The organism is Brevundimonas sp. (assembly GCF_046293315.1).
Taxonomy (GTDB): Bacteria; Pseudomonadota; Alphaproteobacteria; order Caulobacterales; family Caulobacteraceae; genus Brevundimonas.
In genome coordinates, this window is sequence record NZ_JBKBPF010000003.1 from 210403 (window position 1) to 234111 (window position 23709).

The window sequence follows — 23709 nt, forward strand, 5'->3', positions numbered from 1 at the left end:
CCGCCATAGCTTATACAGAAGGTTCCCCGTCGCGCACCCCGGCTAGTCCGGGACGGATGACCTCGGGGGCACTGGATCGTACCCCGAGCCGCCGAAAGGATGGCAGCGGCAGACCCTTTTCATGGCCAGCCAGCCGCCGCGCGCGGGGCCGTGGGTGATCAGGGCCTCCGCCGCATAGTCCGAACAGGTGGGCAGGAAGCGGCACTGCTGTCCGGTCAGGGGCGACAGCGCAACCTTGTAGCCCCGGTGCGCCAGACGCACGCCGCGCTCGTAGAGGCTGGCCGCCACCGTCAGGCCGCGCCCGAAAGTCGGGCGCGCTCGGCCGCACGCACGGCATCCAGCGCCGCCTCCACCGCCACCAGGGTCGAGGCGTGGCGGGCGGGATAGTCGGCCACCTGTTGCAGCACGCGCAGCTCGGCGAAGCGGCCCTGCGGCCCCTCGCCGCCGGACTTCAGCATGGCCCGCAGGGCGTCGCGGGCCTGTTCGATCTCGTCGCCGGTGGCGCCGATCACATGCTCGCCCAGCACCCCGGCGGCGGCCTGACCGAGGGCGCAGGCCTTCACCGTCTGGGCGTAGTCCCCCACGCGGCCGATTTCATCCAGACTGACATCGACGGTCGCGGTCGAGCCGCACAGTCTGGCGACCCTGTGGCCCGTCCCCTGTGGCGCGGCCAGACGCCCCGTGCGCGGCATGTTGGCCGCCAGGGTCAGGATGCGCGCGCTGTAGAGGTCGTCGATCATGGCTGACAGATAGGCGCTAGGGCGTCCAGCCGAAAGGCTCAGTAGCCGCCGAACCCGCCCGCCGCGCCGGGGAAGACCACGGGGCTTTCGGCGCCGTTTTCGGCCACCGCCGCCACGCCGAAGAAATAATTGTCGATGACCACGTTCTCCAGGGTGAATTCGGTGACGTCCCCGACCCAGCGGCTGTGGGTCCATTGGGGCTCGGTGGTCAGGCGCCAGTAGAGGCGGTAGCCGGCCAGATCGGGGGCCTGGGCGTCGGTCGGACGGGTCCAGCGCAGGGTGGTGTCCGGGCTGACCGCGCCCTCGATCTGGACCCCGGCGGGCGGCGGCGGGCCCCAGGCCATGCCGGCCAGCGCCACCGCGTTCAGCCCGGTCAGCTTGGCCGCATAGTCGAAGTCCACATACTCGATGGTGTCGCCGTAGTGGCGGCCGTCCTCGTTCCTGAGGTCCTGGTGCTGGCGGTCATAGTGCTCGTTGGTCTCCATGATCCGCACGCCGGGGTAGCCCAGATCATTGAACGGTCGGTGGTGCCCGCCGCGCCCGAACCGGTCCAGGCGATAGACCATCATCACGTTCAGGTTCGGCACGTACTGCTCGCCCATCCGCGCGATGTAGCGGGCCAGATTGCGCGAGGGGCTGTCGACCTCGCCGCCGGTGAAGCGACGCTGGGTCGCTTCCTGATCGGTCTCGGTCATGCGCGTGCCTTCGGCGAAGACCCGGGCGGTGACGTTGTCCACCACCCCGTTGATGCCCGCCGAATTGCCGATCATGTCGTTGTTCAGCACCGCCTGGAGCCGCCAGCCCTCGCGCTGGGCGTGGGCCGCCAGGATCTGGCCGCCGAACAGGCCCTGCTCCTCCCCGGCCAGCGCGGCATAGACGATGGTGGCGGGGAACCGGTGTCGGGTCAGCACCCGCGCGGCCTCCAGCGTGCCCGCCACGCCCGAGGCGTTGTCGTTGGCGCCGGGGGAGTCGTCGGTCGCGTTCATCACATCGGTGACGCGGCTGTCGATGTCCCCGCTCATCAGCACATAGCGGTTCGGGTCGGTGGTCCCGCGCTGGATGGCGATGACGCTGACCACCTCGGCGGGTTGGGGGATGCGCGCGCCCGTGACGGTGTCCGAGACATACATCACCTCGAGACAGCCCCCGCAGGCCGCCGAGATGCGCTCGAACTCCGCATGGATCCAGCGGCGGGCCGCGCCGATGCCGCGCGTCTCCGACTCCGTTTCCGACAGGGTGTGGCGGGTGCCGAAGCTGACCAGGGTCGCGATGTCGGCCTCGATGCGGGCGGCGGAAGGCGCCGTGGCGATGTCGTGGAGGGCAGGAACCTCGCCGGGCGGCGGCGGCGTCTGGGCCAGGCCCGCGGCGGGCAGGCTCGCCATGATCAAGGCGGACATCAGGGCGCGCATGGAGGACTCCGTCACTTGAGCCGGCCGACGATGCGGCGGCAATGCTGTGGGGCGCACTTAACAGCGGCTCGCGCGCTCGCGAAAGCCACTGGCGTCGAGAAAACGACGGCTGGGCGCGCGCGGGAGCGGTGCGCCACAGCCGTCATAGCGGTTCGATCGGCGCCAGACAGTGCGCCGACCAACGCGCTTCCCTTGTGTGTCCCTGCCCTAGAACCTCCAGTTCAGCGTCGCCGCCAGCGCATTGGCGTTGAGGTCGGAGGCGAGCTGGGCGGACCAGTCGACGGTGAGGCTGAGGCGGTCCTTCAGGTCCAGATCGAGGCCCAGTTGGGCGACCACGGCATCCTGCGTCACCGGCAGGCCGTGGACGGTGAAGGCGCCGGCGGGGGTGGGGCTGGCGGCGAAGGCGTGGCGGCCGTCGCCGGCGGCAGCGTCCCAGGCGTGACGCCAGCCGAGGCGGCCCGACAGGACGGCGGTGCGGCCGTCGCCCTGATCGTAAGACCGGCTCATGCCCAGCCCGATCGTGGCCAGACTGGCGGTCTGAACCCGGCCCTGCACGGCCAGCGCCGCGTCGCCGCCGGTCTCGGTGAAGGCGTCGCTTTCGGTGCGCACCCGGGCGATGTTGACGAAGGGCTCCAGCGTGGCGCCCGGGCCCATGTCCACCCGCCACGACGCTTCCACGAACGCATGGACCGTCTCGGCGTCATAGTCGGCGATCAGCACCTCGGCGAAGCCCGGGAAGGCGGCCAGACGCTCCGTCTCCACCTCGTGCCAGGTCCCGGACACGGCGCCCCTCAGACCCAGCGCGCCCCATTGACCCGAGCCGTAAGCGGCCAGGCTGAGGCTGGTTCCCTCCGCCGAGCCCGAGCGGGCATGGCTGTCGTAGTCGTGGGCCGAGGCTCCGCCCGCGACGCCCAGACGCACCGCGCCGAAGCCGGCGTCCGCGCCCATCATCAGGCCGGTGGCCCCGTGGGTCAGGGAGGCGGCGTTGCCGTCGGCAGCCATGCGGGTGCGCGAGCCGGTGGCCTGGGCCCAGAAGGCCGCGCCGGTGTCGATGGACCGGGCCGCGTCCATGCGGCCGGTGAGGGTTCCAGCCAGGATCTGGGCGGCCTCGGACTGGGCCGTGCGGATCGAGCCGTGCAGCTCGCCCGACAGCATGTCGAAGGCCAGTCGCGCGTTCCCGGCGTTGAGGCCGACCACGGCGTCGTACAGGGCCGCGCCCGGCTGGGTCGCCTCGACGGCGGCGGCGGTGGACCGCTGGTTGAAGGTCTCGCCCACGGCCGGGAACGGGATGGCGTTGCGCTCCAGCGTCATCAGCACCGCATTGGTCTGATAGGTCAGGCCAGCGTCGAGGAAGGCGAAGTCGGTCTCGATGGCGTCGAAGGCCCCGGTGACCCCGCCGGCGGCGGTCAGGATGGTGTAGGTGGACGAGGGCCGGTACGCCCCGGTCAGGCCGATGTGACGCACCGTCCCGCCGTTGAGGGTGGCGGTTCCGCCCGCCACGATGCGGTCCGAGGCGTCGGAGGCGGGATCCACCTCCACCTCATAGATCGAGCCCGTCTCGAACACGACGTCGCCGGTGATGGTGAGCGTACCGATGGAGTTGCCCGGCGCGATCACCGATCCGGCGCCCGCCGTCAGCTGACCCAGCGCGCCCGAGCCCCCCAGCATGGCCCCGTCGAACAGGCGCAGCTGGCCGCCCAAGGCCCCGTTCACCAGCAGCAGGCCGTCCCGGATCTCGGTGATCCCGGCGAAGGCCGAGGAGTTCCCGGTCAGGGCCAGGCCGCCCGCCCCGGTCTTGGCGAAGGTTCCGTCGCCGCTCAGCACCCCCGAGAAGACCGCGTTCTGGCTGGCGTTGAGGGTGAAGTCCGCGCCCGAGGCGATCTCCACGTCGCCCGAGAAGGCCCCGGCCTGGGCCAGCAGCCCGCCGGTCTCAACGACCCAGTCCATGGCGTTGGCGCCCAGCAGGCTGAGCACCCCGTCGCCCCGCTTGATGGTCTCGCCGTCGCCGGTGATGGCGCCGGCGAAGTCTGCGTCGGTGATCTGGTCGAACACCAGCACGGCGTCGTTGTCGATGTCGCCGATCAGGGAGTCCACATCGCCGATCAGCACGCCGCCGCGCACGACGGTTCCGCCCTGATAGCTGTTGGTCCCGGTCAGGATCAGCGTGCCCAGATCGGTCTTCACCAGCCCGCCCGCGCCGGTCAGGCTGGACGCGATGGTCGCGGTCATGGCCGCCCCCGCCGTCGTGCCGTCGCCCACGCGAACGAGGGTCTGGTCTTCAGTCAGGGCGATCCCGTCGCCGGTGATCGCATAACCGTCCACGGCGAACTGCATGCCGGTGACGCCGATGCCGGCCCCGTCCACGCTCACCGTCCCGCCGGTCCCCATGAACACCGCAAAGGCCGGGTTGTCATAGGCCCCGTTCACCGCCCCGTCCGCCCCGGTCCAGCCGCGGCCGGACGTGCTCCAAACGCCGGACCCGCCCTGGATCGCGCCGTCGTCGGCCGCCCCCCCGCCGTCCCAGAAGCGCAGGTCCACCTCATAGGTGGAGACCAGATTGACCTGATTGCTGACCGAGGTCTGGACGAACAGGTCGTCCGCGCTGACCCCGTCCGGCGTGGCGCCGATGTCCAGACCCAGATCGGTCAGGGTCCCGCCGTAGTCGAACAGGCGGTAAACCCCGGCCCCGAAGCCGCCCACGTCCGTGACCTCGAGCTCGCCATCCAGCGTCAGGTCGCCCGCCACATCGAACAGGGCCGTGTCGCCCGCCGCACCCAGCGCCGCCGACACCACCGAACCGCTGGACAACACCAGCGCGCCCAGCCCCAGCGTCTGCCCCTGCACGCCCGACAGCACCCCGCCCTCGGCGATGGTGGTCAGACCGCCGACAGAGCCCGCGCCGGTCAGGGCGGCGCCGTCGTTGATGGTCAGGCTTCCGCCGAAGGCCGAGGAGTCGCCGCCGAGGCTCAGGGCCCCGCTGGACAGGGTCAGGTCCCCGGTCCCGGCGAAGTCGCCGCCGAACACAGTGTCACCGAGGGCCAGCTCCAGCGCGCCAGCGCCCAGATCCACCTGGCCGAAGCCCGACAGACCCACCAGCCGCTGATCCGTATCGTTCAGGTCGAACCGCCCCCCGGAAGCCACCGCCAGCGCCAGATCGCCCGTCAGGGCGGCGGTCGACGCCAGAACGACACCGCCGTTCACGATGGTCAGGTCGCCGTCGTAGGACACGTCGCCCGCCAGGGTGAAGTCGTCCGCGCCATCCTTGATCAGTGCGCCAGACCCCGTGATGGCGCCGTGGAACTGCGTCCGTCCGTCGCTGAGGGTCAGCACGCCGCCGTCGCCCAGATCCAGAGCCCCGGGCTGGGTAAGGTCTTCCAGCGTCTCGATCAGCAGGGCGTTTCCGTCCAGATCCAGCAGGCCGCCGGACATCTGCACCACGGGGCCGTCGGTTCCGGTCAGATCGCTCCACCCCCCCGCGCCGATACGCACCGTGTTGGAGATGCGCAGGGTGTCCACCGCGTGCGCGCCCGACAGCGTGAGAGTCCCGGTTCCCGACAGGTTCACCGCCGACACCAGCAAGCTGCCCGAGAAGATCGTGTTGTGGTGGTTCAGGCCGGCGCTGAGCGTTCCGCTCGCGCCCGAGATCACGCCATCGCCCGCGAACGAGCCCACGTTCTGGACCGTGGCGCCCAGCGCGAAGGTGGCCCCCTCGGCCACGCTCAGCGCCGTCAGGCTGCCCAGACGATCATCTGCGGAGGATACGTCCAGCGTCCCCGCCTCGACCCGGGTGGCCCCGGTGAAAGTGCTGGCCCCGGTCAGGCTCAGCACGCCGCCGCCGGCCTGAACCACCGCGCCCGTCCCGCTGATGACGCCGCCGAAGCTGACGTCGTCCGCGCGGTCGAAGGCCAGCACGCCCGCATTGAGCACGTCCCCGGCCAGCGATCCGGTCGTCCCGCCGTCGCCGATGCGAAGCGCGCCATGGGCGATCTCCGTGCCGCCGGTGTGGGCGGCGTTCCCCGTCAGGACCAGCGTCCCCAGATCGCTCTTGCGCAGCCGCACTGCACCGGTCAGGTCCGAAGCGATGGTTGCGACCCAGCCCGCGCCCGCCGCCGTGCCGTCGCCCACGCGCAGGTTGACGCCCGAACCGGGAGTCTCCTCCACCAGCGCCAGCCCATCGCCGGTCAGGACATAGCCGTTCGCCGCGAACTGCAGGCCGGTCGCCGACAGGGCCCCGGCGCTGTCGTCCAGCGTGACCGTTCCGCCCATCCCCATGAACACGGCCAGACCGGGGGTCGGGTTCATGGCGCCGTTGGCCGCCCCGTCCACGTCGGTCCAGGTGGCGCCGGTCAGGGTCCAGACCCCGTCGCCGCCGTCGATTGCGCCGTTGTCCGCATTCAGCGGATCGCCGCCGTCCCAGAACAGCAGGTCGGCTAGGCTGGTGTTGACCAGATTGACCTGGCCCGCCACCGAGGTCTGCACCGCGAACCGCCCGGCGCTGTAGCCGATGGGCAGATCGCCCATCTCGAGGCCGTTGTCGGTCAGGGCGCCGCCATAGGTCATCAGGCCATAGACTCCGGCCCCGAAGGCGCCGCCGTCGGTGATGTCCAGCACCCCGTCCAGGGTCAGGTCGCCGGTGACAGCGAACAGGGCGTCAGCGGCCGGCGCGCCCAGCGTCACGTCGATGATCGCCCCGTCGCTGAGCGTCAGCGCATTCATCGTCAGGACCGATCCGGCCGCGCCCACCAGGGTTCCGCCGTTCTGGATGATGGTCAGGCCGCCGATGGAACCCGCGCCCGCCAGCATCCCGCCGCTCTGAACGGTCAGGCCGCCGCCGTTGGTGAGCGATCCGGCGACGTCCAGCACCCCCCCGCTGACCGTCGTGGCGCCGCTGTAGGTGTTGGCGCCCGTCAGCGTCAGCGAACCGGCGCCCGTCTTGGTCAGCGCGCCGCCGCCCGAGATGACGCCGCTGAACGAATCGTTCATGCCCGCGCTGCCCACCGTGAGCACGGCGCTGCCGAGTTCGATCGCTCCAGTGCCATCGATGCGACCGATGGCTGTGCTGAAGCCGGCCAGATCAAGCAAGGTCCCGTCATTTCCATAATAGGACGTGATGCCGGTCACCGCGCCGGTGAGCGTGACGGTCGCGCCACTGGCCTCGTTGGCGATCCCGCCATTGACCTGGTTCTCGATCAGCGCCGTGCTGAAATTACTGATGTCCCCGTTGATGACGCCAACGCTGACGAAGTCGGCGAAATTCTGGACGCCCCCGTCGATCGTGCCGGTGCTGTGGTTGGTCGCAACGCCGGACAGCGCCTGCAGCTGGCCCATGGTTCCGTGATTGTCGAAGGTGCCGAAAGTCTGCGTGAGGCCGATGATGGCGCCGCTATTGGTCGTCGTGCCGAAGTTCTGGAGGACGCTGAATGCGGTGACCGATCCGGCGTTGTCGAGCGTGGCGAAATTCTGGAGGAGATCCGTGGTGACGTCCCCGGCCCCGCTGACCACGAGCGTGCCGGCATTGACCTTGACCATGTTGGTCGCCGCACCGCTGGTCGCCATAGTGACGACGCCGCCCAGGGTCAGGACGCCCGCGCCCTCCTTGGACAGGGTGGCGCCGCTCCCGTCGGTGGCGGTGAGGGAGCCGCTGAAGACGGTCGAGCTGTTGTCTGAGCCGACGCGCAGTTGCCCGCTGCCGAGGGTCACATCGCCTGCGCCGGCGAGCGAGCCCACCGCGGTCGAAAAGCCATCGAGATCGAAGGTTCCGTCCGCGCTCACCGTCAGGGCCGAGACGCTGGCGATCGCGTTGGCGATGCCGAGGCGGAGGGTTCCCTCCGTAATCGTGGTCTCGCCGGTCCAGGTGTTGGCGGCGCTCAGCACCAGTTCGCCGGCGCCGGTCTTCTCGAAGGCGCGCGGGCCGTTCAGCTCCGAGATAACGCCTGACTGGGTGGCCGACCCGGTCAGCACCTGGAACTGTGTCGTGTCTGAGTCGATGACGATGGCGTTGCCGACGGTCACGCCGTCGGCATAGTCGACGACAGAGCCGAAGGTGGTCAGGGTCGAGGCGCCCAGGGCGTTGTCATGGCCCAGGGTCAGCGTCCCTCCGTACAGATTGGTGCCGCCGGTATAGCTGTTGGCGCCGCTGAGGATGGTGTGGCCGGCGTACAGGTTGACCGCGCCCGCGCCGCTGACGGCCGCGGCGAAATCGTAGTCGTCGGTCGTGTGGTTGAAGTTCAGCACGCCGGCGCCGTCGCCGAAGGTCACGGTAGGGGCGTTCAGCGTTCCCGCACCCACGGCGTCCAGCGGATCGGTCGACGCCGCGCCGATGTTCAGCACGCCGGTCGCGCCGACGTCCCACGCGAGAGTCACTCCGCTCGCGCTCACCGCGCCGCCATCGGCGATGGTCAGCGCACCGTCGCCGGAGGCGCCGACAAAGAGATTGAAACCACTGGTCCACGCGCTGTCGGCGCCCGTGACCGTGACGGCGCCGCTGGAGCCGCCTGCGTTGCCGATATAGGCGCTCTGGCTGGACACCGCGCCGCCATCGGCGATGGTCAGGGTTCCGTCGCCAAAATGGCCGACCGAAAGGGCAAAGGCGTTGGTCCAGGCGCTCCCCGCGCCGGTAACGGTGACCGCGCCGCTGGAGGCATCGCTGAAGCCGACATCGCCGACCGTGTTGGAGACCACACCGCCATCGGCGATGGTCAGCGTTCCGCCGCCGGCGTGGCCGACAGCGAGGCCGCCGCTGTTGGTCCAGGTGCTGCCCGCGCCCATGACCGTGACATCGCCGGTGGAGCCCGCGTGGTAGCCAACAAAGCCCTGGGCGTTGGAGACCGCGCCGCCATCGTCGATGGCCAGCGTGCCGCCCCCGTTAAGTCCGACATACAGGTTGCCGCTGTTGGTCCAGGTGCTGCCCGCGCCCATGACCGTGATATCGCCGGTGGAGCCCGCCCAGTAGGCAACAAAGCCCTGGGCGTTGGAGACCGCGCCGCCATCGGCGATGGTCAGCGCGCCGCCCCCGTCAAGTCCGACATACAAGTCGCTGCTGTTGGTCCAGACGCTATCTTCGCCCATGACCGTGACCTCGCCGGTCGAGCCCGCGCTGTAGCCGACAGAGCCCTGGGCGCTGGAGACCGCGCCGCCGTTGCGAATGATCAGGGCGCCGTCATCGCCGACGTTTCGACCCACCATCATGGCTCCGGCCAGGCTGACCGAGCCGCCGTCGAAGGTCAGGGTTCCGTCACGGACCGTGGTCTCGCCGGTCCAGGTGTTGGCGCCGGTCAGGATCAGGGTTCCCGCGCCCGTCTTCACCAGCGAACCGGAGCCGGAGATGACGCCCCCGAACGTGGTCGAGGCGTCATTGGCGCCGGTCGTCAGGACCGCCGATCCGAGCAGGACCGAGCCGGCGCCCGCCAGCCCGCCGATGGTCTGCGCATTGTTGCCGAGCGACAGGGTCGCCCCGGTCGCGACCTCATGGGTGCTGGCGGCCGAGAACACATTGGCCGCGCCGGCCTGAATACGGCCCTGGGCGATCAGGGTCGTGCCGGAATAGGTGTTGGCGCCCCAGAAGGTGAGGCGTCCCGCGCCCGTCTTGGTCAGTCCGCCGACGCCCTGAAAGCCCAGATCGGTGTGGACATTGTAGCTCTGGGTATCGATCGTTCCGCCACCGGCCGCCAGGATCACGTCCTCATTGGCGAAGCCCTGGAAGAGAAAGGACTGGTTGGCGGTCGTTCGCAGGACGCCGCCGTCGAATACCACGCTGGCGTCCCCGTCGAGCTTGCTGACCTGCGAGGTCGCCAGCACCCCGCCGCTTTCGAGCCGGAGGGCGCCGCTCGATCCGGTGAAGAAGCCGACATCGACGTAGTCGGCCTCGACCAGGGCGCCGTCGGCGATGGTCAGCGACCCTTGCCCCAGGAAGCCGATGGACAGGGAGTCCGTCATGGTCAGGACCGAGCCCGCGCCGGTCACGGTGACGGCGCCGCTGCCGTTCTCGTCCAGCCCGATGGTGGCCCACTGCGAGGCAATGCGGCCGCCGTCGGATACGGTCACCACGCTGTCGCCCGCGCCGACACCGACCGAGAGATCGCCGGCGATCGCAAGCTCGGCCCCCGCGCCGGTCACCGTCAGGTCGCCGTCGCCCGGGCCATCGCCCAGATAGACGGAATTGTCGGTCGAGACCACGCCCCCGTCCGAGACGGTCAGGGCGCCGTTTCCGTTCATGCCGACATAGATGTCGCCGGTCACCGTCAGGGTCGACCCGGCGCCGGTGATCGTCGCCGACCCCTCAGCGCCGAAGTGGATACCCATCAGGATCGCGCCGCTCGTCATCGTGGCCCCGTCCGAGACGGTCAGGGCGCCGGTTCCAAACTCGCCGAGGAACAGGCTTCCGGCGTTGGCCCAGCTCGACCCCGCGCCCGTCACCGTCGCCGTCCCGGCGGAGCCGCCGAAGCGCCCCAGATTGGCGTAGCCGGTCGTCAGGGCGCCGCCGTCCTCGATGGTCAGAATGCCCGCGCCGCCTTCCCCGACATTCAGGGAATTGGTCACCGTCCAGCTGGACCCCGGCCCCGTGACGGTGGCGGTGCTGGTTCCGCCATCGCTGGCGATCGATGCGCTGCCGGCCTGCACGAAGCCGCCGTCCGCGATGGTCAGGGCGCCCGCGCCGGACTGCCCCACCGACAGGCCGGCGCCGACGGTCCAGGTGGAGCCCGGTCCCGTGACAGTCACCGTCCCGGTGGCGTCCGACCAGATCGCGATCCAGCCGTTGTCATTCGAGACCGAGCCGCCGTTCCGGATCGTCAGGGCGGCGTCGCCGTCCAGATAGCCGACCAGCAGGTTGCCGGTCAGCGCCAGCGAACCGCCGTCGAAGGTCAGGGCGCCGTCGGTGATCGTTGTCTGGCCAGTCCAGCCGTTGTCCGCCGTCAGCACCAGTTCGCCATCACCGATCTTCTCGAAGGGGCGGGGGCCATTGTCTTCCGAAATCACGCCGGACTGCGTGGCCGAGCCGGTGACAACCTCAAACTGGGTGGTGTCGGAATCGATGACGATGGAATTGGTGATGTTCACGCCGTCGAGATAGCCCACGACGGAGCCGGTCGTGCGCAGCGTGGCGGCGCCCAGCGCGCCATCGGAACCGAATACGAAGCGTCCGCCCTCGAGGTCTATCGTGCCTGTGAAGGCGTTATTGCCCGACAGCATCGTGGAACCGGAGAGGAAGCGGACCGTGCCGGCGCCTGTAATATCGGCGCCCAGCTCGAAATCATCATCAGTATGGTTGAAGATGATGGCGCCCATACCCGAACCGAAATTGATCGCAGCCGTGTTCAGCGTCCCTGCCGCCACGGCCGCTTCACCCGCCGCGGCGCCGAAATTGAGCGTGCCGGTGGCTGAGGCGCTGTTCGCGATGATGACTTGAATGGCGCTTACTGCGCCGCCGTCAGCGATGCTCAGGGCGCCGGCGCCATTCCAGCCCACATAAAGTTGAGCACTATTCGTCCAGCTTGACCCTGCGCCGGTGACACTCACTTCGCCTGTGGAGCCGGAATACGTTCCGATCTCGCCAACAAGGTTGCTGACGGCCCCGCCATCCGCGATGCTCAGAGAGCCGGCGCCCGAACCGCCGACAGCCAGCCAATCACTATTGATCCAGCTCGAGTCAGCGCCGGTGACAAGCACCTCGCCAGTGGAGTCATCGAATCGGCCGATCCAGCTCCCGCCGCTGCTGACCAGACCGCCGTCCGCGATGCTCAGCACGCCGGCGCCTTCAACGCCGACAAACAGCTGACCATTATTTGTCCAGGTGCTGCCCGCACCGGTGACTAGCACCTCGCCTGCCGAGCCGTGAATCAACCCGATATAGCCGAACGTGTTGCTGACCGTGCCGCCGTTGCGCACGATCAACAGGCCCGTTCCTACGTCGCCGACGACGAGATCGCCACCGACGCTCCAGGGGCTGGGCCGGGTGAACACCGGCGCGCCCTCGTCGATGCCGTCGCCGTCAACCATCTCGGCGGCGCCGCCATCAATAACCGCCTGCGCCTGCGCCGCCTGGGGCGCGAAGGCGAGCGCCGCCGCGACAAGGGCGGTCGAGCAGAGCAGCGCGCCGCGGCGCGCCATCGCCCGGCGGGCGGGATTCGGAACAGAAGTGGCCATGGTCGTCAAAGTCCCCCCATCGTCCGGGCGCAGGTCGCCCGTCGGCGAGCAGACGCGCTCCTCGCCGTTGTGATGACGTCCCATGGCGCGGCCCGCACGTCCTGATGGCGCACTGCTGGCGTTCTGATATTTTTCTGATATCTGAAAGGGCTGGCCGACAGGGAAGACGCGCGACAAGCGTCCGGTCGGCCGCGGGGGGCGCGGGGTGTTTCGTTTCGCCGGTTTCGAACTGGATCAGCGCCGGGCCGAGCTGCGGGGTCCCGATGGCGCGCCTGTGAAACTCAGGTCGAAGCCCTTTTCCCTCCTGCTTCTGCTGGTCCGGAATCCCGGGCGCGTCATCAGCAAGCAGGAGGTGATCGACGCTCTCTGGCCGACTGTTCATGTGAGTGAAGACGGCCTGTTTCAGTGCGTGCGCGAAGTCCGGGTGGCCTTGGGCGACCATCGGCGTGAGATGCTCAGGCTGGTTCCCGGACGCGGCTACATCCTGACGGTCGCGGTGACCGACGATGAGACTGTTCCGTCTGAACCCGACCCCGCCGCCGCGTTCGCCGCCAGCGAGGACCGGCGCTCCGGATGGCGCGGCTGGCGCCCCCCCGGGATCGCGGCCGTGGTGATCGGGCTGTGCCTGATGGTCGGTCTGGCGATCGGGGCTCTGGCGTTCGGCGACGCGGTCTTCGGGCGCCGGGCGCCGTCGATCGCCGTGATCCCCATCCTTGACGCCAGCGACGACCCGTACGGCCCGGACATGGCGGGCGCCATTTCCGATCGCCTTGTCGACGGCCTCGCCCGGATCGACAGCGTGCGGGTCGTCACGGGGCCCTCGACCCGGGCCTCATCGCCGAACACGAAAGCGGATTTCGTGGTGCGGGGCGAACTGCGGCGGGCGGCGGGCTCATGGAGCTTGCAGGCGCGCCTGATCCGCACATCCACGGGTCAGGTCGTGGCGGTGGCCGACGCCGCCGTCGACGCCGAGGGGCGCGATCCCGAGTTGCAGCAGTCGCGGCTGACGGCCGGGGTCGGCCATCTTCTGGCGCGGCGGCTCAATGACATGCTGGAGGGCGGCCCCGCCGCCACCGCGTCGACGGCGTCGGCGCGAAACACCCGCTTCGTCATCGATCAGGCCAGCGCCTCCATCAACCAGACGTCCCGCGAGCGTTTCGGGATCGCCGAGGCGCTGCTGCAGGACGCCCTGGCCCGAGACCCGGACAATGTCGACCTCGGCGTCGCCCTCGCCGGCCTGCAGCTGCGCGGGATCCAGATGACCTGGTACACGCCGGAGGAGGCCGCCGCCGCCCGGGCCCAGGCCGGGGCCACTCTGGAACGCGCCCTGCGCGTGAAGCCGGACTCCATCCCCGTCGCCGAGACCTATTGCCGCTTTCTCAGCGCCACCAACCAGTTTGTCGACAGTCTGGTGGCGTGCTCCCGCACCCTGAGCCTCGACCCGTGGAACGGCCTTGCCCTGTACCACGTCGGTCTTGGCCAGATTTATCTCGGGCGTTTCGAGGACGCGCTGGCGACCTTCCAGCAGGCAGACCGCTATGGCACGCCCGAGGTGTCGCGCTGGACGTGGCTTCTCGGCGCCGGGTGGGCCCATCTTCTGCTGGGAAACGCCGAGGACGCGGCGCCATGGCTCCACCGATCCATCGCCATCACCCCGGGGTCGGGGCGGTCCCACATGCTTCTGGCCGCAGCCTACCAACGGACCGGCCGCACGGCCGAGGCCCGGGCGGCCATGCAGGAGGGGCTGAGACTGCGGCCCGGCTCGACCGCGCTCAACCTCCCCGCCCCCACCACGAACGCCAGCCCGGCTTTTGTGGCGGCGTCCGAAGCTGTCCTCCAGTCGATGGTGGAGGCCGGACTGCCAGCGCGCTGATGGGCGCGCCCCCGGGACCGCCGCACCGGCGAGGCAGGCTTCGGCGGTGACGGCCGCCTTGCCAGTCATTGCGGTCTGGGGAGGCCTCAGTCCCGGATGAAGTGCGGCACGAACCGTGAGGTGTTGCGGGTGATGCGGCCGGGGTCGTCGCGCAGGGCGATCCCGGCCGGCTTGTCGCCGACCAGCCACGAGCCGACGATGACATGCTGGCCGTCGAACAGCGGCGGGGCTTGCAGGGCCTGACGGATGTGGCGGCCCTCGCCATAGCCGGCGTCCAGCCCCTCTTCGCGAACCGCGCCCTCGACGATCGAGATATTGGCGCCCTCGCGCGAGAACAGCGGCTTGCGCACAATGAGTGGCGACCCCGGGAGGACTCCAACCTCCGACCTCGGCTTTAGGAAAGCCTTGCTCTATGCAGCTGAGCTACGGGGCCACGTTCGGGGTTCCTAGCGGCTGGCGCCGCGTGTGAAAAGCAGCCGTCTCGATTTGGAAGGGTTTGATGGACTTCACCCACCCCCGCCCCCTGATCGTGTGCGGCTTCGGCCGGTCGGGGACGCGCATGTGCGCCAATCTGCTGGCCAACGCCGGGGTGGTGGAGTTGCAGGGGGAAATCCCGCGTGAAATCGCGCCGGGGACCCTGAGCTGGCTTTCGGACGTGCGCGCGGGGGCGCCGGCGGATCAGCCCGACCGGATCTATCGTCTGGCCCGGTCGGTGTTTCGGGACATCACGCCTGCGCGGCCCATGGACCGGCCCGACGCCATCTGGTTCGGCCACAAGACGCCCCATCACGAGCGCCACTTCGACGGCTACGAGGCGATCTTCGATCATCCGGAGGGTTTGCCCGTCTATGTCTATTGCCTGCGCAATCCCTTCCACGTGTGGCGATCCTACCGGGTGATGCCGTGGGGCGGGTTCGACAGGGCGAGCGGTTTCCTCAAGTCCTGGCTGCGGTCCGTGGCCGCCTGGGAACGGATGCTGCAGGTCGCGCCGGAGCGGGTGCTGCTGTTCAATCTCGACGCCATGATCCACGCACCGGACCGCGCCGCCTGGCTGGACGAGACGCTGTTCGCCCCGCTGGGCATTTCAGCCCAGACCTTCCGCAAGCCGTTGGAGGCGATCGGCAACACCAACTCGGCCGAGGCCAAGCTTGGCGTCGCGCCTTCGCCGCCCCCGCCCGGCGACCTGAGGGTCATCGCCCGCAACCGTCAGGCCATGGCGGTGGTGAGGGCGCACTTCCCGTGGATTGAGGACGAGATACGGGCCGGGTCAGGCGTCGGGCTGTTTCGGACCTGATCGGCCGAGGAACGAGAATTCGGCCTCGGACGCCTTGCGCACGAACTGCTCGCTGACCAGCCAGGCCTTGACCGGGCGCAGGGTGGCCAGACAGCCGACCACGAACAGCGGCAGGGTGAAGATGAAATGCACCCACATGGGCGGGCGCAAGGCGATCTCCATCCACAGGAACATCAGGGTCACCGCGATGCCGACCCCCGACATGACGAAGAAGGCCGGGCCGTCGGCCGGGTCGGCGAAGCTGTAGTCCAGGCCGCATTCCGGGCAAGCCGGGCGTACGGTGATGAAGCCCTTGAACAAGGCCCCTTGCCCACAGCGGGGACAGCGGCAGGCGAGGCCGGTCTTGAGCGGCGACAGCGTCGGCCATTGGGGGGGCTGGGCCTGGGCAGGCGGAGAGGGATCGACCATGCCCCCATATAGGCGCTTGCCTGCGGTTCGGCAGCATCGGGCGCCGCGCTACAACGCCGCGCCGTCGCGATTGTGACTAGTGGTTAAACCCCGTTAAGATACAATATTTTGTATAGAACAAAGCCTGAATCGCCCGACGTCGGTGATTCGGTCCTGATTCGTTTCGTCCCTGTTCCCGCCGCACAGACGTAGCTGTTTACGCTTGAGAGCGAAGGCGGAAACGACGCTTGAGACCCGGCGCGGAAATCGCCACCTTGGGGAAGTCATGAACGACCGCCCCACCGGCATGGCCCCGTCCCGCGTCACCGCGGTGCTGGGGCCCACCAACACCGGCAAGACCCATCTGGCGGTCGAGCGGATGCTTGGCCACGCCTCGGGCATGATCGGCCTGCCGCTGCGGCTGCTGGCGCGCGAGATCTACGACCGCATCGTGGCGCGCATGGGGGCCCGGTCGGTGGCGCTGGTCACCGGTGAAGAGAAGATCATACCGCCCCGGCCTCACTGGTGGGTGTGCACGGTCGAGGCCATGCCGCTGGAGAAGACGGTCGAGTTTCTGGCCGTGGACGAGATCCAGCTGTGCGCCGATCCCGAGCGCGGGCACCTCTTCACCCAGCGGCTGCTGCACGCGCGCGGTCAAGTGGAGACCATGTTCCTGGGCGCGGGGACCATGGCGCCGCTGGTAAGGCGGCTGGTTCCGGACGCGGAGATCGTGTCGCGGGAGCGGCTATCGACCCTGAGCTATGCAGGATCGAAGAAGCTGACCCGCCTGCCACCGCGCTCGGCCATCGTCGCCTTCTCGGCGGATCAGGTCTATGCCATCGCGGAGCTGATCCGCCGCCAGAGGGGCGGGGCGGCGGTGGTCATGGGCGCCCTGAGCCCCCGCACCCGCAACGCCCAGGTGGCGCTGTTCCAGTCGGGCGAGGTGGACTTTCTGGTGGCCACCGACGCCATCGGCATGGGCCTGAACATGGACGTGGACCATGTGGCCTTCGCGGGCTTGAGGAAGTTCGACGGGCGGCGCACCCGCTGGCTTCACGCCCACGAAATCGGCCAGATCGCCGGGCGCGCCGGGCGGCATCTGCGAGACGGCACGTTCGGGGTCACGGGCGAATGCGACGAGATCGACGAGGACATCGTCGAACAGGTAGTGGAGCACCATTTCGACCCGGTTCTGGCGGCGGAGTGGCGCAACGCCCGACTGGACTTCGACACCCTGCCGGACCTGCTGCGCTCGTTGACGGTGACGCCCGGGCGCGACGGCCTGAGCCTGTCGGGCGAGGCGCTGGACGAGACGGTGCTGCGCCGGCTCATGCACGACGAGGCGGTCACGCGGGTGGCCGGGTCGCGCGGCGCGGTGATGCGGCTGTGGGAAGCGTGCCAGCTGCCCGACTTCCAGAAGACGACGCTGGACGAGCATGCGCGGCTGTCGTTGACGGTGTTCAAGGCCCTGACGGGTCGCGGGGGCCGCCTGACCGAGGACTGGTTCGCCGCGCGCTTTGACCAGGCGGACCGGGACGACGGCCAGATCGACCAGCTGTCGGCGCGTCTGGCGGCGGTGCGGACCCTGACCTACATCGCCAATCGGCCCGACTGGCTGCACAATCCCAGGCACTGGCGCGAGCGCGCGCGGGTGCTGGAGGAACGGCTGTCCGACGTCCTGCACGAGCGGCTGACGGCCCGCTTCGTGGACCGGCGCACCACCGCCCTGATGCGGGCGCTTAACGTGCGCGAGGACATGGCCACCGAGATCGAGGGGGACGGGCAGGTTGTGGTCGAGGGCCAGGCCGTGGGCCGCCTGACCGGCGTGGCCTTCGCGCCCGAGCGGGGCGCCACGGGCCTTGAGGACCGCGCCTTGCGCGCCGCCGCGCGGCACGCGGTAGGGCCGGAGATCACGCGGCGGCTGGGGAGGCTGGCCGCCGACGAGGACACAGTCTTTTCGGTGCTGCCGGACGGCGCGGTGCTGTGGCGGGGCGAGATCGCGGCGCGCATCACCGGGGGCGATCCGTTCAATCCCCGTGTGAGCCTGCTGGGCGACCTGGGGCCCGCGCCGGCCCGCGAGCGGGCGGTGCGGCGCCTCGAGGCCTGGCTGGCGGCCGAGGCGGGCCGGGCCCTTAGACCGTTGAAGCGGCTGCGCGACCTGACGGCCAGCGGAAGCCTGAAAGGCCTGCCGCGCGGGCTGGCCTTCCGCCTGATCGAGGCCGGAGGCCTGATCGATCGGCGCACGGTGCAGGCCGATCTGGCGGCCCTGAGCCAGGTGGAGCGGCGGACCCTGAAGGCCATGGCCGTGCGCGTGGGCGCCCATTCGGTTTGGCTGCCCGCCCTGTTGAAGCCGCGCGCGCAGGGGCTGATGCAGGCCCATGTGGCGGACCAGCCTTTCCGGGCGACGCCGGGCGCGGTCATCGCCGCGCCCGCCCCCCTGCCCGCGCCCCGCGCGCTGTCAGCGTTCGGCCTGCGCGCCGTCGGACCGTGGCTGGTTCCAGTGGGGGCGCTGGAGCGCATGGCGGAACTGGCGGGCAATGACAGGGGGCGCCCGGTCCTGTCGGACGCCGCCCTGACCGAACTGGGATGGAGCGAGGATCAGGGCCGCGCGATCCTGAACGCGCTGAGACAGGCGCCCAAGCGCAAGCCCGCCAAGACCGGGCAGGTCAAGGATTCGCCCTTTGCGGCCCTCGCGATTCTGAACGCGTCCTCGCCGCCCCCCGCCCGGCGGCGCAGGCGCCGCAGGGGCGCGGGGCGCCCTGAATGAGCGACGAGGCCTGTCGGCTGGACGTATGGCTTCATCGGGCGCGGTTCATGCGGACCCGGGCTCTCGCGGCCGCCTTTGTGGAGGCGGGCCGGGTGCGCGTCACCCGTGGGGGCGCTCAGCAGCGCGTGGATCGGCCCGGCCGCCCGGTGCGGGTCGGCGACGAGTTGCTGTTCGCCATCGGCGGGCGGGTGACGTCGGTGCGCATCGCCGCGCTGGGCGAAAGGCGCGGACCGCCCGATGAGGCCCGCGCCCTTTATTCAACCCTTAGTCCCGAAGGATGAACTCGCCTTCGATGTGGAGCTTCACCTCGTCCCCCAGCAGGGGCAGGCCGTAGGCGATGCCGAACTCCGAGCGCCGGATGGTCGCTTCGCCGTCGAAGCCGACGGTGTAGCGCTGATTGACCGGGTTCACGCCGGCCTGGTTGAACTCGACCTCCATCACCACCGGCCGGGTGACGCCGCGCAGGGTCAGGTCGCCGGTGACCGTGGCCTCGTCCGCATCGTCGTCATCCACCACGACGGAGGTGGCGATGAAGGTGGCCGTGGGGTGGTTTTCAACGTCGAAGAAGTCGGCGGTGAGGAGGTGCCCGTCCAGGGCGTCGTCATTGGAGGCCACATCGCCCAGCGGGATGGACGCGCTGAGGGCGCTGTTGGACGGATTGGCGGGGTCCAGGGTCAGTTCGCCCGAGACGTTCACGAACTGGCCGACATAGGTGGAGAAGCCCAGGTGGCTGACCGACCAGGTGATCTTGCCGTGGCTGGCGTCCAGATCATAGACGCCGGCGCGCACCTGGGCCGGGTCGGTGACGAACGGGTCCTGGGCGGTGACGGCGCCCGCGGTCGCGGCGGCGGCGAGGATGGCGGCGAAGGCGACGGGTCGGAATGTCGACATGGATTTGATCCCTCTGTGAGCAAACGGCGCGCCGGATCGGCAATCGCCAGAGTTACAGATAGGGGCTCTGCCTGTCCGCGCCAGAGGAACTGCGGTTGACTTGACCGCGCGCCGGGGCCATTTCCGCGACCCGTTCCTGAAACCGCGACCGGACCCGCAACCTTCGATGACCTACATCGTCACCGACGCCTGTGTGAGATGCAAGTTCATGGACTGCGTCGAGGTCTGTCCGGTGGACTGCTTCTACGAAGGCGAGAACTTCCTCGTCATCAGCCCGGACGAGTGCATCGACTGCGGCGTTTGCGAGCCGGAATGCCCGGTGGACGCCATCAAGCCTGACACCGAAGACGAGCCCGACGGCAAGTGGCTGCAGGTCAATGCGGAGTATGCCAAGGTCTGGCCCAACATCACCGTCAAGGGCGAACCTCCGGCCGACAAGGAGCAGTTCGAGCGCGAGACGGGCAAGTTCGAGAAGTATTTCTCTACGGCCCCCGGCAAGGGTTCCTGAGCCGCTTTTCGCGCCTCAATTCCGCCATGGTCGCTCCCGGCGGCGAATGTCCGACCGTGCAACGCGGACATTTTGAAATTGTGCGGTTTTGTGATAGATTATCCCTCATTGGGTCGGGCGGTCGCCGCTTTACAGCGCGCCGCCCGCGTTCGTTAAAGAATCCCGCCCCGGAAGGCGGGATCGGCCAGAGGTTGGGTGTCCCGTTCTCGTTTCTAGTTTTTGCATGCTGATCGCCGGCGATCCTGAATCGCCGTCGATGACCCGTGCCCTGGACGAACGCCCCGTCTTCGCCGCTGAAAGGATTTGATATGACGAGCAAGAGCGGTCTGGAATTCAAGGTGGGCGACAGCGTGGTCTATCCGGCGCATGGCGTCGGCAAGGTGGCGGCGGTCGAGACCCAGGAAGTCGCGGGCATGTCGCTGGAGGTCTATGTGGTGACCTTCGACCACGAGAAGATGACCCTGCGCGTCCCCACCGCCAAGGCAAAGACCGCCGGCCTGCGTTCGCTGGCAGCCGAGGACGTGGTGACCAAGGCCCTGACGACCCTCAAGGGTCGCGCCCGCGTCAAGCGCACCATGTGGTCGCGACGGGCCCAGGAATACGAAGCCAAGATCAACTCGGGCGACCTGATCTCCATCGCCGAGGTGGTTCGCGACCTGCACCGCGCCGAGAGCCAGCCGGAACAGTCCTATTCCGAGCGTCAGCTCTATGAATCGGCGCTCGACCGCATGGCTCGCGAAGTGGCGGCCGCCAACCGCATCGACAAGGATGAAGCCGTGGCCCTGCTGGCCAAGTCGCTGAGCGCCAAGAAGGCCATCACGCCGCCCGCAGCCGAAGCGGCCTGATCCTTTCCCGTTTTCCGTCGTCAGAACGCCCGGCCCTCAGGTCGGGCGTTTTGCTTTACTGACCCCGTAGCGCCGCCTTCTTCATCATCCGCGCCATACCTCCACGCAGATCAGCGATGCGGGCCAGCTCCGGAGCTGTGGCGAAAACCTCGGCCCGGTCCAGGGCTTCAGCCGCCTCATCGAAATGGTGGATGCGGGCTAGGCACGCGGCGCGTTGGCAGTGGGCGCGGGCTGAGTCCGGCCGCAGTCTCAGCGCCTCATCGAGATAGCGCACAGCCTTCCCGGGCTGGCCGGCAGACCTCAGGGTCTTGGCCATGGACTGGAAATAGCTGAAGGATCCAGGGCGGGCGGCGCGCAGGGCATTGCGTGCGTCTCGCCAGGGCTCGGGCGCGCCATGGGCATAGGCGCGGAGCAGCGCACCGCCCTGCCGACCCTCCGCCAGTACGAACCCCGGCGCGTGGCCTTGCCCTGTTGCGACGACCGGTCTGACAGCCGCGCCGCTTTGCGCCAGTCGTTCGAAATGGAAACGATCCATGGGAAAGAGCGGGTCGTAAATCACATGGGTCTCTTTCGCCATGTCACCGGCGGTTATCCGCATGTCCCGGTGAAGCTCCGGCACGAAACTGCTGACGTATCGGGGATCGACATGGCCGACTTCAGCCGGATCAATGGACCACTGCGGCACGATGGCGAGCGCGACCTCTGCGCCGATCTGGGAGGCGTACTTGACCGCCCCGTAGCCGCCCATACTGGTGCCGTAGGTGATGATCCGCCGGTTTCGGAACAGGCCGGTCCCGGCGATTCCGTCCAGCAGCGAGCGCGTGTCGTCTTCCGGATACCAGTGGCGCGTTCTGGCGATGAGCCCCAGCGTCGACACGCCGAGTTTCGCCAGCGGTTCCTTGCCCCAGTATTCCTTGCCGCTGGCCGGCGTCCAGTTGCGGTGGCTGAAGGTGACGAACAGGACGTCGCCGCCCCGGTCATCCAGATAAACACCGGTCAGATTCGTGCTGTTCAATGAACCTTCGCTCCGTTTCGGCGGAGACCAACCGGCGCGGGGGCACGCGCGTTCCTGCAAGACGCAGGCTTTTTTCCAAGGGAGCGCTCGCCTGCCTTCGGCAGCGCAGGCTATGCTGAGGTGAATGACGGTCCGCAGGCAGCCAAGGCGCGCAAGTGAAGGTCTTTGTCGACATTCCGAACTATTTCTGGAAGTCGGACGATCCGGATCGGGCCGACGTGCGGACGACCTATGTCAGCCTGTTCGCCGCCTTGTCGCGCCTGGGCTGCGAGATCGCGGCGCGACCGTTTCGGCCCTATTCAGACACCCTGACCCGGCCCGATCCTGCCGAGGGGCTGCATTACGCCTACCACGCCCGAGACCCCGGACCGGGCGCCTATTGCATCAAGGGCGCCGCCCTGCCGGATCTCTGGTACCTTGACCCTTGCGGCTACAGCGGCTGGTGCGCCCTCGCCAATGACCCCACCCTGCAGGCCGCCGGCGCCGACTACGATCTGGCCGCCGCGGACGCCGTCATCGCCGGTTATCAACATCGCTTTCGAACAGAGAACCTCTCGCGCTACGCTCAGCCGGAGCGGGCTCCCGGGACGACGCCACCGGAGAGCTTCGCCGTCTTCTATCCGCTGCAGGTGAATGACGACGAGGTGCTGAAGCTCAGTCGCTTCGCCCAGTTCGAGGTGCTGGAGGCGCTTGAACAGACGGCTGAACGTCTGCAGCGGCCGGTGGTGGTGAAGCGCCATCCCCTTTGCACCTCTGACCACATCGCCCAGGCCCTGGAAGCGGCGGCTCGCTCGGATTTCGTCGCCGTGTCGGACGCCTCCGTTCATGACCTGATCGCCTCCAGCACGGCGGTGCTGGCGGCGAACTCAGGGGTCGGGGTTCAGGCGCTTGTTCACGGCAAGCCTGTTTTCAGCGTGGCGGGCAGCGAGTACGCGCACATGACGACACCGATCGCGAGCCTCGACACCCTGGCGTCCGCGTTTGAAGCGCCGGCGGGCCCGCAACCGGAAGTCGTTCGTCGTCAACTGGGGTTCCTGTTGAATGCGTACTGGGTGAACACCCGTGACGAGGAAGCGGTGTTCCAGAGGGTGCGAGGCCATCTTGAAGCGTGGCGGACCGATCAGGGCGTGACGACAGGGAAAGTCGGCGACGAAAACAAGAGACGCTCCGGGCTGCTGGCCATGGAGCGGCGCTCCAACGACATGGTCGACCACATGCTGAGGCTGCACGACGTGGCGACAGGGGTCGGCCGGACCGATATCGAGACCCTGCTGCTGCGTTCCTACCGACTGGACGTGCGGCCCGAGTTGATCATCCGGCGGATGTCGGATCGGGCGTTCCTGCTGCGTTGCCTTTCGCACCGCAGAAAGATCGGCGATGAGGCCGGCGCCGGGGTGGTCACCGAACGGCTGGCGGACCTGCCGGACGCGGGTCCCGACGATCTTTTCGCTCACGCCCGTCAACTGTATCGCTTGGGCCGTGACCAGGACGGCCTGGCGGCGCTTCGCCGGATGGCCGACAGGGAAGACGCCCCGGCCCCCGCGCTGGTCTTTCTTGGACGCAAGCTGCTGGCACAGGAGCGGGCCTCAGCCGCCGACGCCGCACTGACGATGGCCGATCGGGCGCTGGCCCTCCAGCCCGACGCGGGGCAGGCGCACTGGCTGAAAGCACGCGCCCTGTTCCTGCTGGACCGCCTGGACGAGGCCCGGGACGCGGCGTTTGCGGCCGTCCGACTGGAGCCGACGGATGCGGCCTTCACCCAGCTGCTGCAGCGTATCGAAGCGGCGAAGTCCGCATCGGCGGCCGCGGGGGATCAATCCTGACTCCCGGCGGCCTC

At 69.1% G+C, this 23709-nt stretch carries 15 protein-coding genes and 1 tRNA gene; 7 read left to right on the top strand and 9 right to left on the bottom strand.

Going from position 1 to position 23709, the window contains the following annotated elements:
* Positions 1-42: 42 nt before the first annotated feature.
* The 4 genes from yidD to ACK4SE_RS04090 all read right to left on the bottom strand — a co-directional run bounded on the left by yidD (position 43) and on the right by ACK4SE_RS04090 (position 12376).
* Positions 43-288: a membrane protein insertion efficiency factor YidD gene (gene yidD / locus ACK4SE_RS04075; RefSeq protein ID WP_409689040.1), complete on the bottom strand. Its 246-nt coding sequence runs from the start codon at positions 286-288 to the stop codon at positions 43-45.
* A gap of 2 nt (positions 289-290) precedes the next feature.
* On the bottom strand, positions 291-740 hold the full coding sequence (locus ACK4SE_RS04080) for an iron-sulfur cluster assembly scaffold protein (RefSeq protein ID WP_409689042.1): 450 nt from the start codon (positions 738-740) through the stop codon (positions 291-293).
* 38 nt (positions 741-778) lie between these two features.
* On the bottom strand, positions 779-2149 hold the full coding sequence (locus ACK4SE_RS04085) for a M28 family metallopeptidase (protein WP_409689043.1): 1371 nt from the start codon (positions 2147-2149) through the stop codon (positions 779-781).
* 207 nt (positions 2150-2356) lie between these two features.
* Complete coding sequence (locus ACK4SE_RS04090; RefSeq protein WP_409689045.1) at positions 2357-12376, bottom strand: autotransporter-associated beta strand repeat-containing protein; 10020 nt, start codon at positions 12374-12376, stop codon at positions 2357-2359.
* 121 nt (positions 12377-12497) lie between these two features.
* On the opposite strand from ACK4SE_RS04090, the gene ACK4SE_RS04095 reads away from it, so the two are divergent.
* Positions 12498-14165, top strand: a complete 1668-nt coding sequence (locus tag ACK4SE_RS04095) for a winged helix-turn-helix domain-containing protein (protein ID WP_409689047.1) — start codon at positions 12498-12500, stop codon at positions 14163-14165.
* Positions 14166-14251: 86 nt separating this feature from the next.
* Here the strand turns inward: ACK4SE_RS04095 and ACK4SE_RS04100 are convergent, their stop codons facing one another.
* Both ACK4SE_RS04100 and ACK4SE_RS04105 read right to left on the bottom strand, forming a co-directional pair.
* A complete protein-coding gene (locus ACK4SE_RS04100) occupies positions 14252-14515 on the bottom strand; it encodes a glutathionylspermidine synthase family protein (RefSeq protein ID WP_409689049.1) in 264 nt (87 codons plus the stop codon).
* A 6-nt stretch (positions 14516-14521) separates the two neighbouring features.
* Positions 14522-14598: transfer RNA gene (locus ACK4SE_RS04105), tRNA-Arg, on the bottom strand.
* Positions 14599-14664: 66 nt separating this feature from the next.
* Between ACK4SE_RS04105 and ACK4SE_RS04110 the strand changes: the two genes are divergently transcribed.
* Complete coding sequence (locus ACK4SE_RS04110) at positions 14665-15459, top strand: sulfotransferase (protein ID WP_409689051.1); 795 nt, start codon at positions 14665-14667, stop codon at positions 15457-15459.
* Here ACK4SE_RS04110 and ACK4SE_RS04115 read toward each other — a convergent pair.
* Complete coding sequence (locus ACK4SE_RS04115) at positions 15433-15867, bottom strand: DUF983 domain-containing protein (RefSeq protein ID WP_409689053.1); 435 nt, start codon at positions 15865-15867, stop codon at positions 15433-15435. The two genes, ACK4SE_RS04110 and ACK4SE_RS04115, sit on opposite strands and share 27 nt — an antisense overlap.
* 265 nt (positions 15868-16132) lie before the next feature.
* Between ACK4SE_RS04115 and ACK4SE_RS04120 the strand changes: the two genes are divergently transcribed.
* Complete coding sequence (locus ACK4SE_RS04120; RefSeq protein WP_409689054.1) at positions 16133-18613, top strand: helicase-related protein; 2481 nt, start codon at positions 16133-16135, stop codon at positions 18611-18613.
* Positions 18610-18894, top strand: coding sequence for a S4 domain-containing protein (locus tag ACK4SE_RS04125; RefSeq protein WP_409689056.1), 285 nt, complete (start codon positions 18610-18612; stop codon positions 18892-18894). Before ACK4SE_RS04120 ends, ACK4SE_RS04125 begins: the two co-directional genes overlap by 4 nt.
* On the opposite strand, the gene ACK4SE_RS04130 is transcribed toward ACK4SE_RS04125, so the two are convergent.
* The gene (locus ACK4SE_RS04130; protein ID WP_409689058.1) at positions 18878-19504 is read right to left on the bottom strand and encodes a YceI family protein; all 627 of its coding nucleotides are present in this window, start codon (positions 19502-19504) and stop codon (positions 18878-18880) included. The genes ACK4SE_RS04125 and ACK4SE_RS04130 overlap by 17 nt on opposite strands.
* Positions 19505-19670: 166 nt before the next feature.
* On the opposite strand from ACK4SE_RS04130, the gene fdxA reads away from it, so the two are divergent.
* The gene (gene fdxA, locus ACK4SE_RS04135; protein WP_409689060.1) at positions 19671-20012 is read left to right on the top strand and encodes a ferredoxin FdxA; all 342 of its coding nucleotides are present in this window, start codon (positions 19671-19673) and stop codon (positions 20010-20012) included.
* A 308-nt stretch (positions 20013-20320) separates the two neighbouring features.
* Positions 20321-20857, top strand: coding sequence for a CarD family transcriptional regulator (locus ACK4SE_RS04140; protein ID WP_409689062.1), 537 nt, complete (start codon positions 20321-20323; stop codon positions 20855-20857).
* Positions 20858-20912: 55 nt separating this feature from the next.
* Here the strand turns inward: ACK4SE_RS04140 and ACK4SE_RS04145 are convergent, their stop codons facing one another.
* Positions 20913-21872, bottom strand: a complete 960-nt coding sequence (locus tag ACK4SE_RS04145) for a tetratricopeptide repeat protein (protein WP_409689064.1) — start codon at positions 21870-21872, stop codon at positions 20913-20915.
* Between the two features lie 155 nt (positions 21873-22027).
* Here ACK4SE_RS04145 and ACK4SE_RS04150 point away from each other — a divergent pair, with 155 nt between their 5' ends.
* Positions 22028-23695 (top strand): hypothetical protein, encoded by a 1668-nt coding sequence (locus ACK4SE_RS04150; RefSeq protein ID WP_409689066.1) that lies wholly within the window; start codon positions 22028-22030, stop codon positions 23693-23695.
* Positions 23696-23709: the final 14 nt, after the last annotated feature.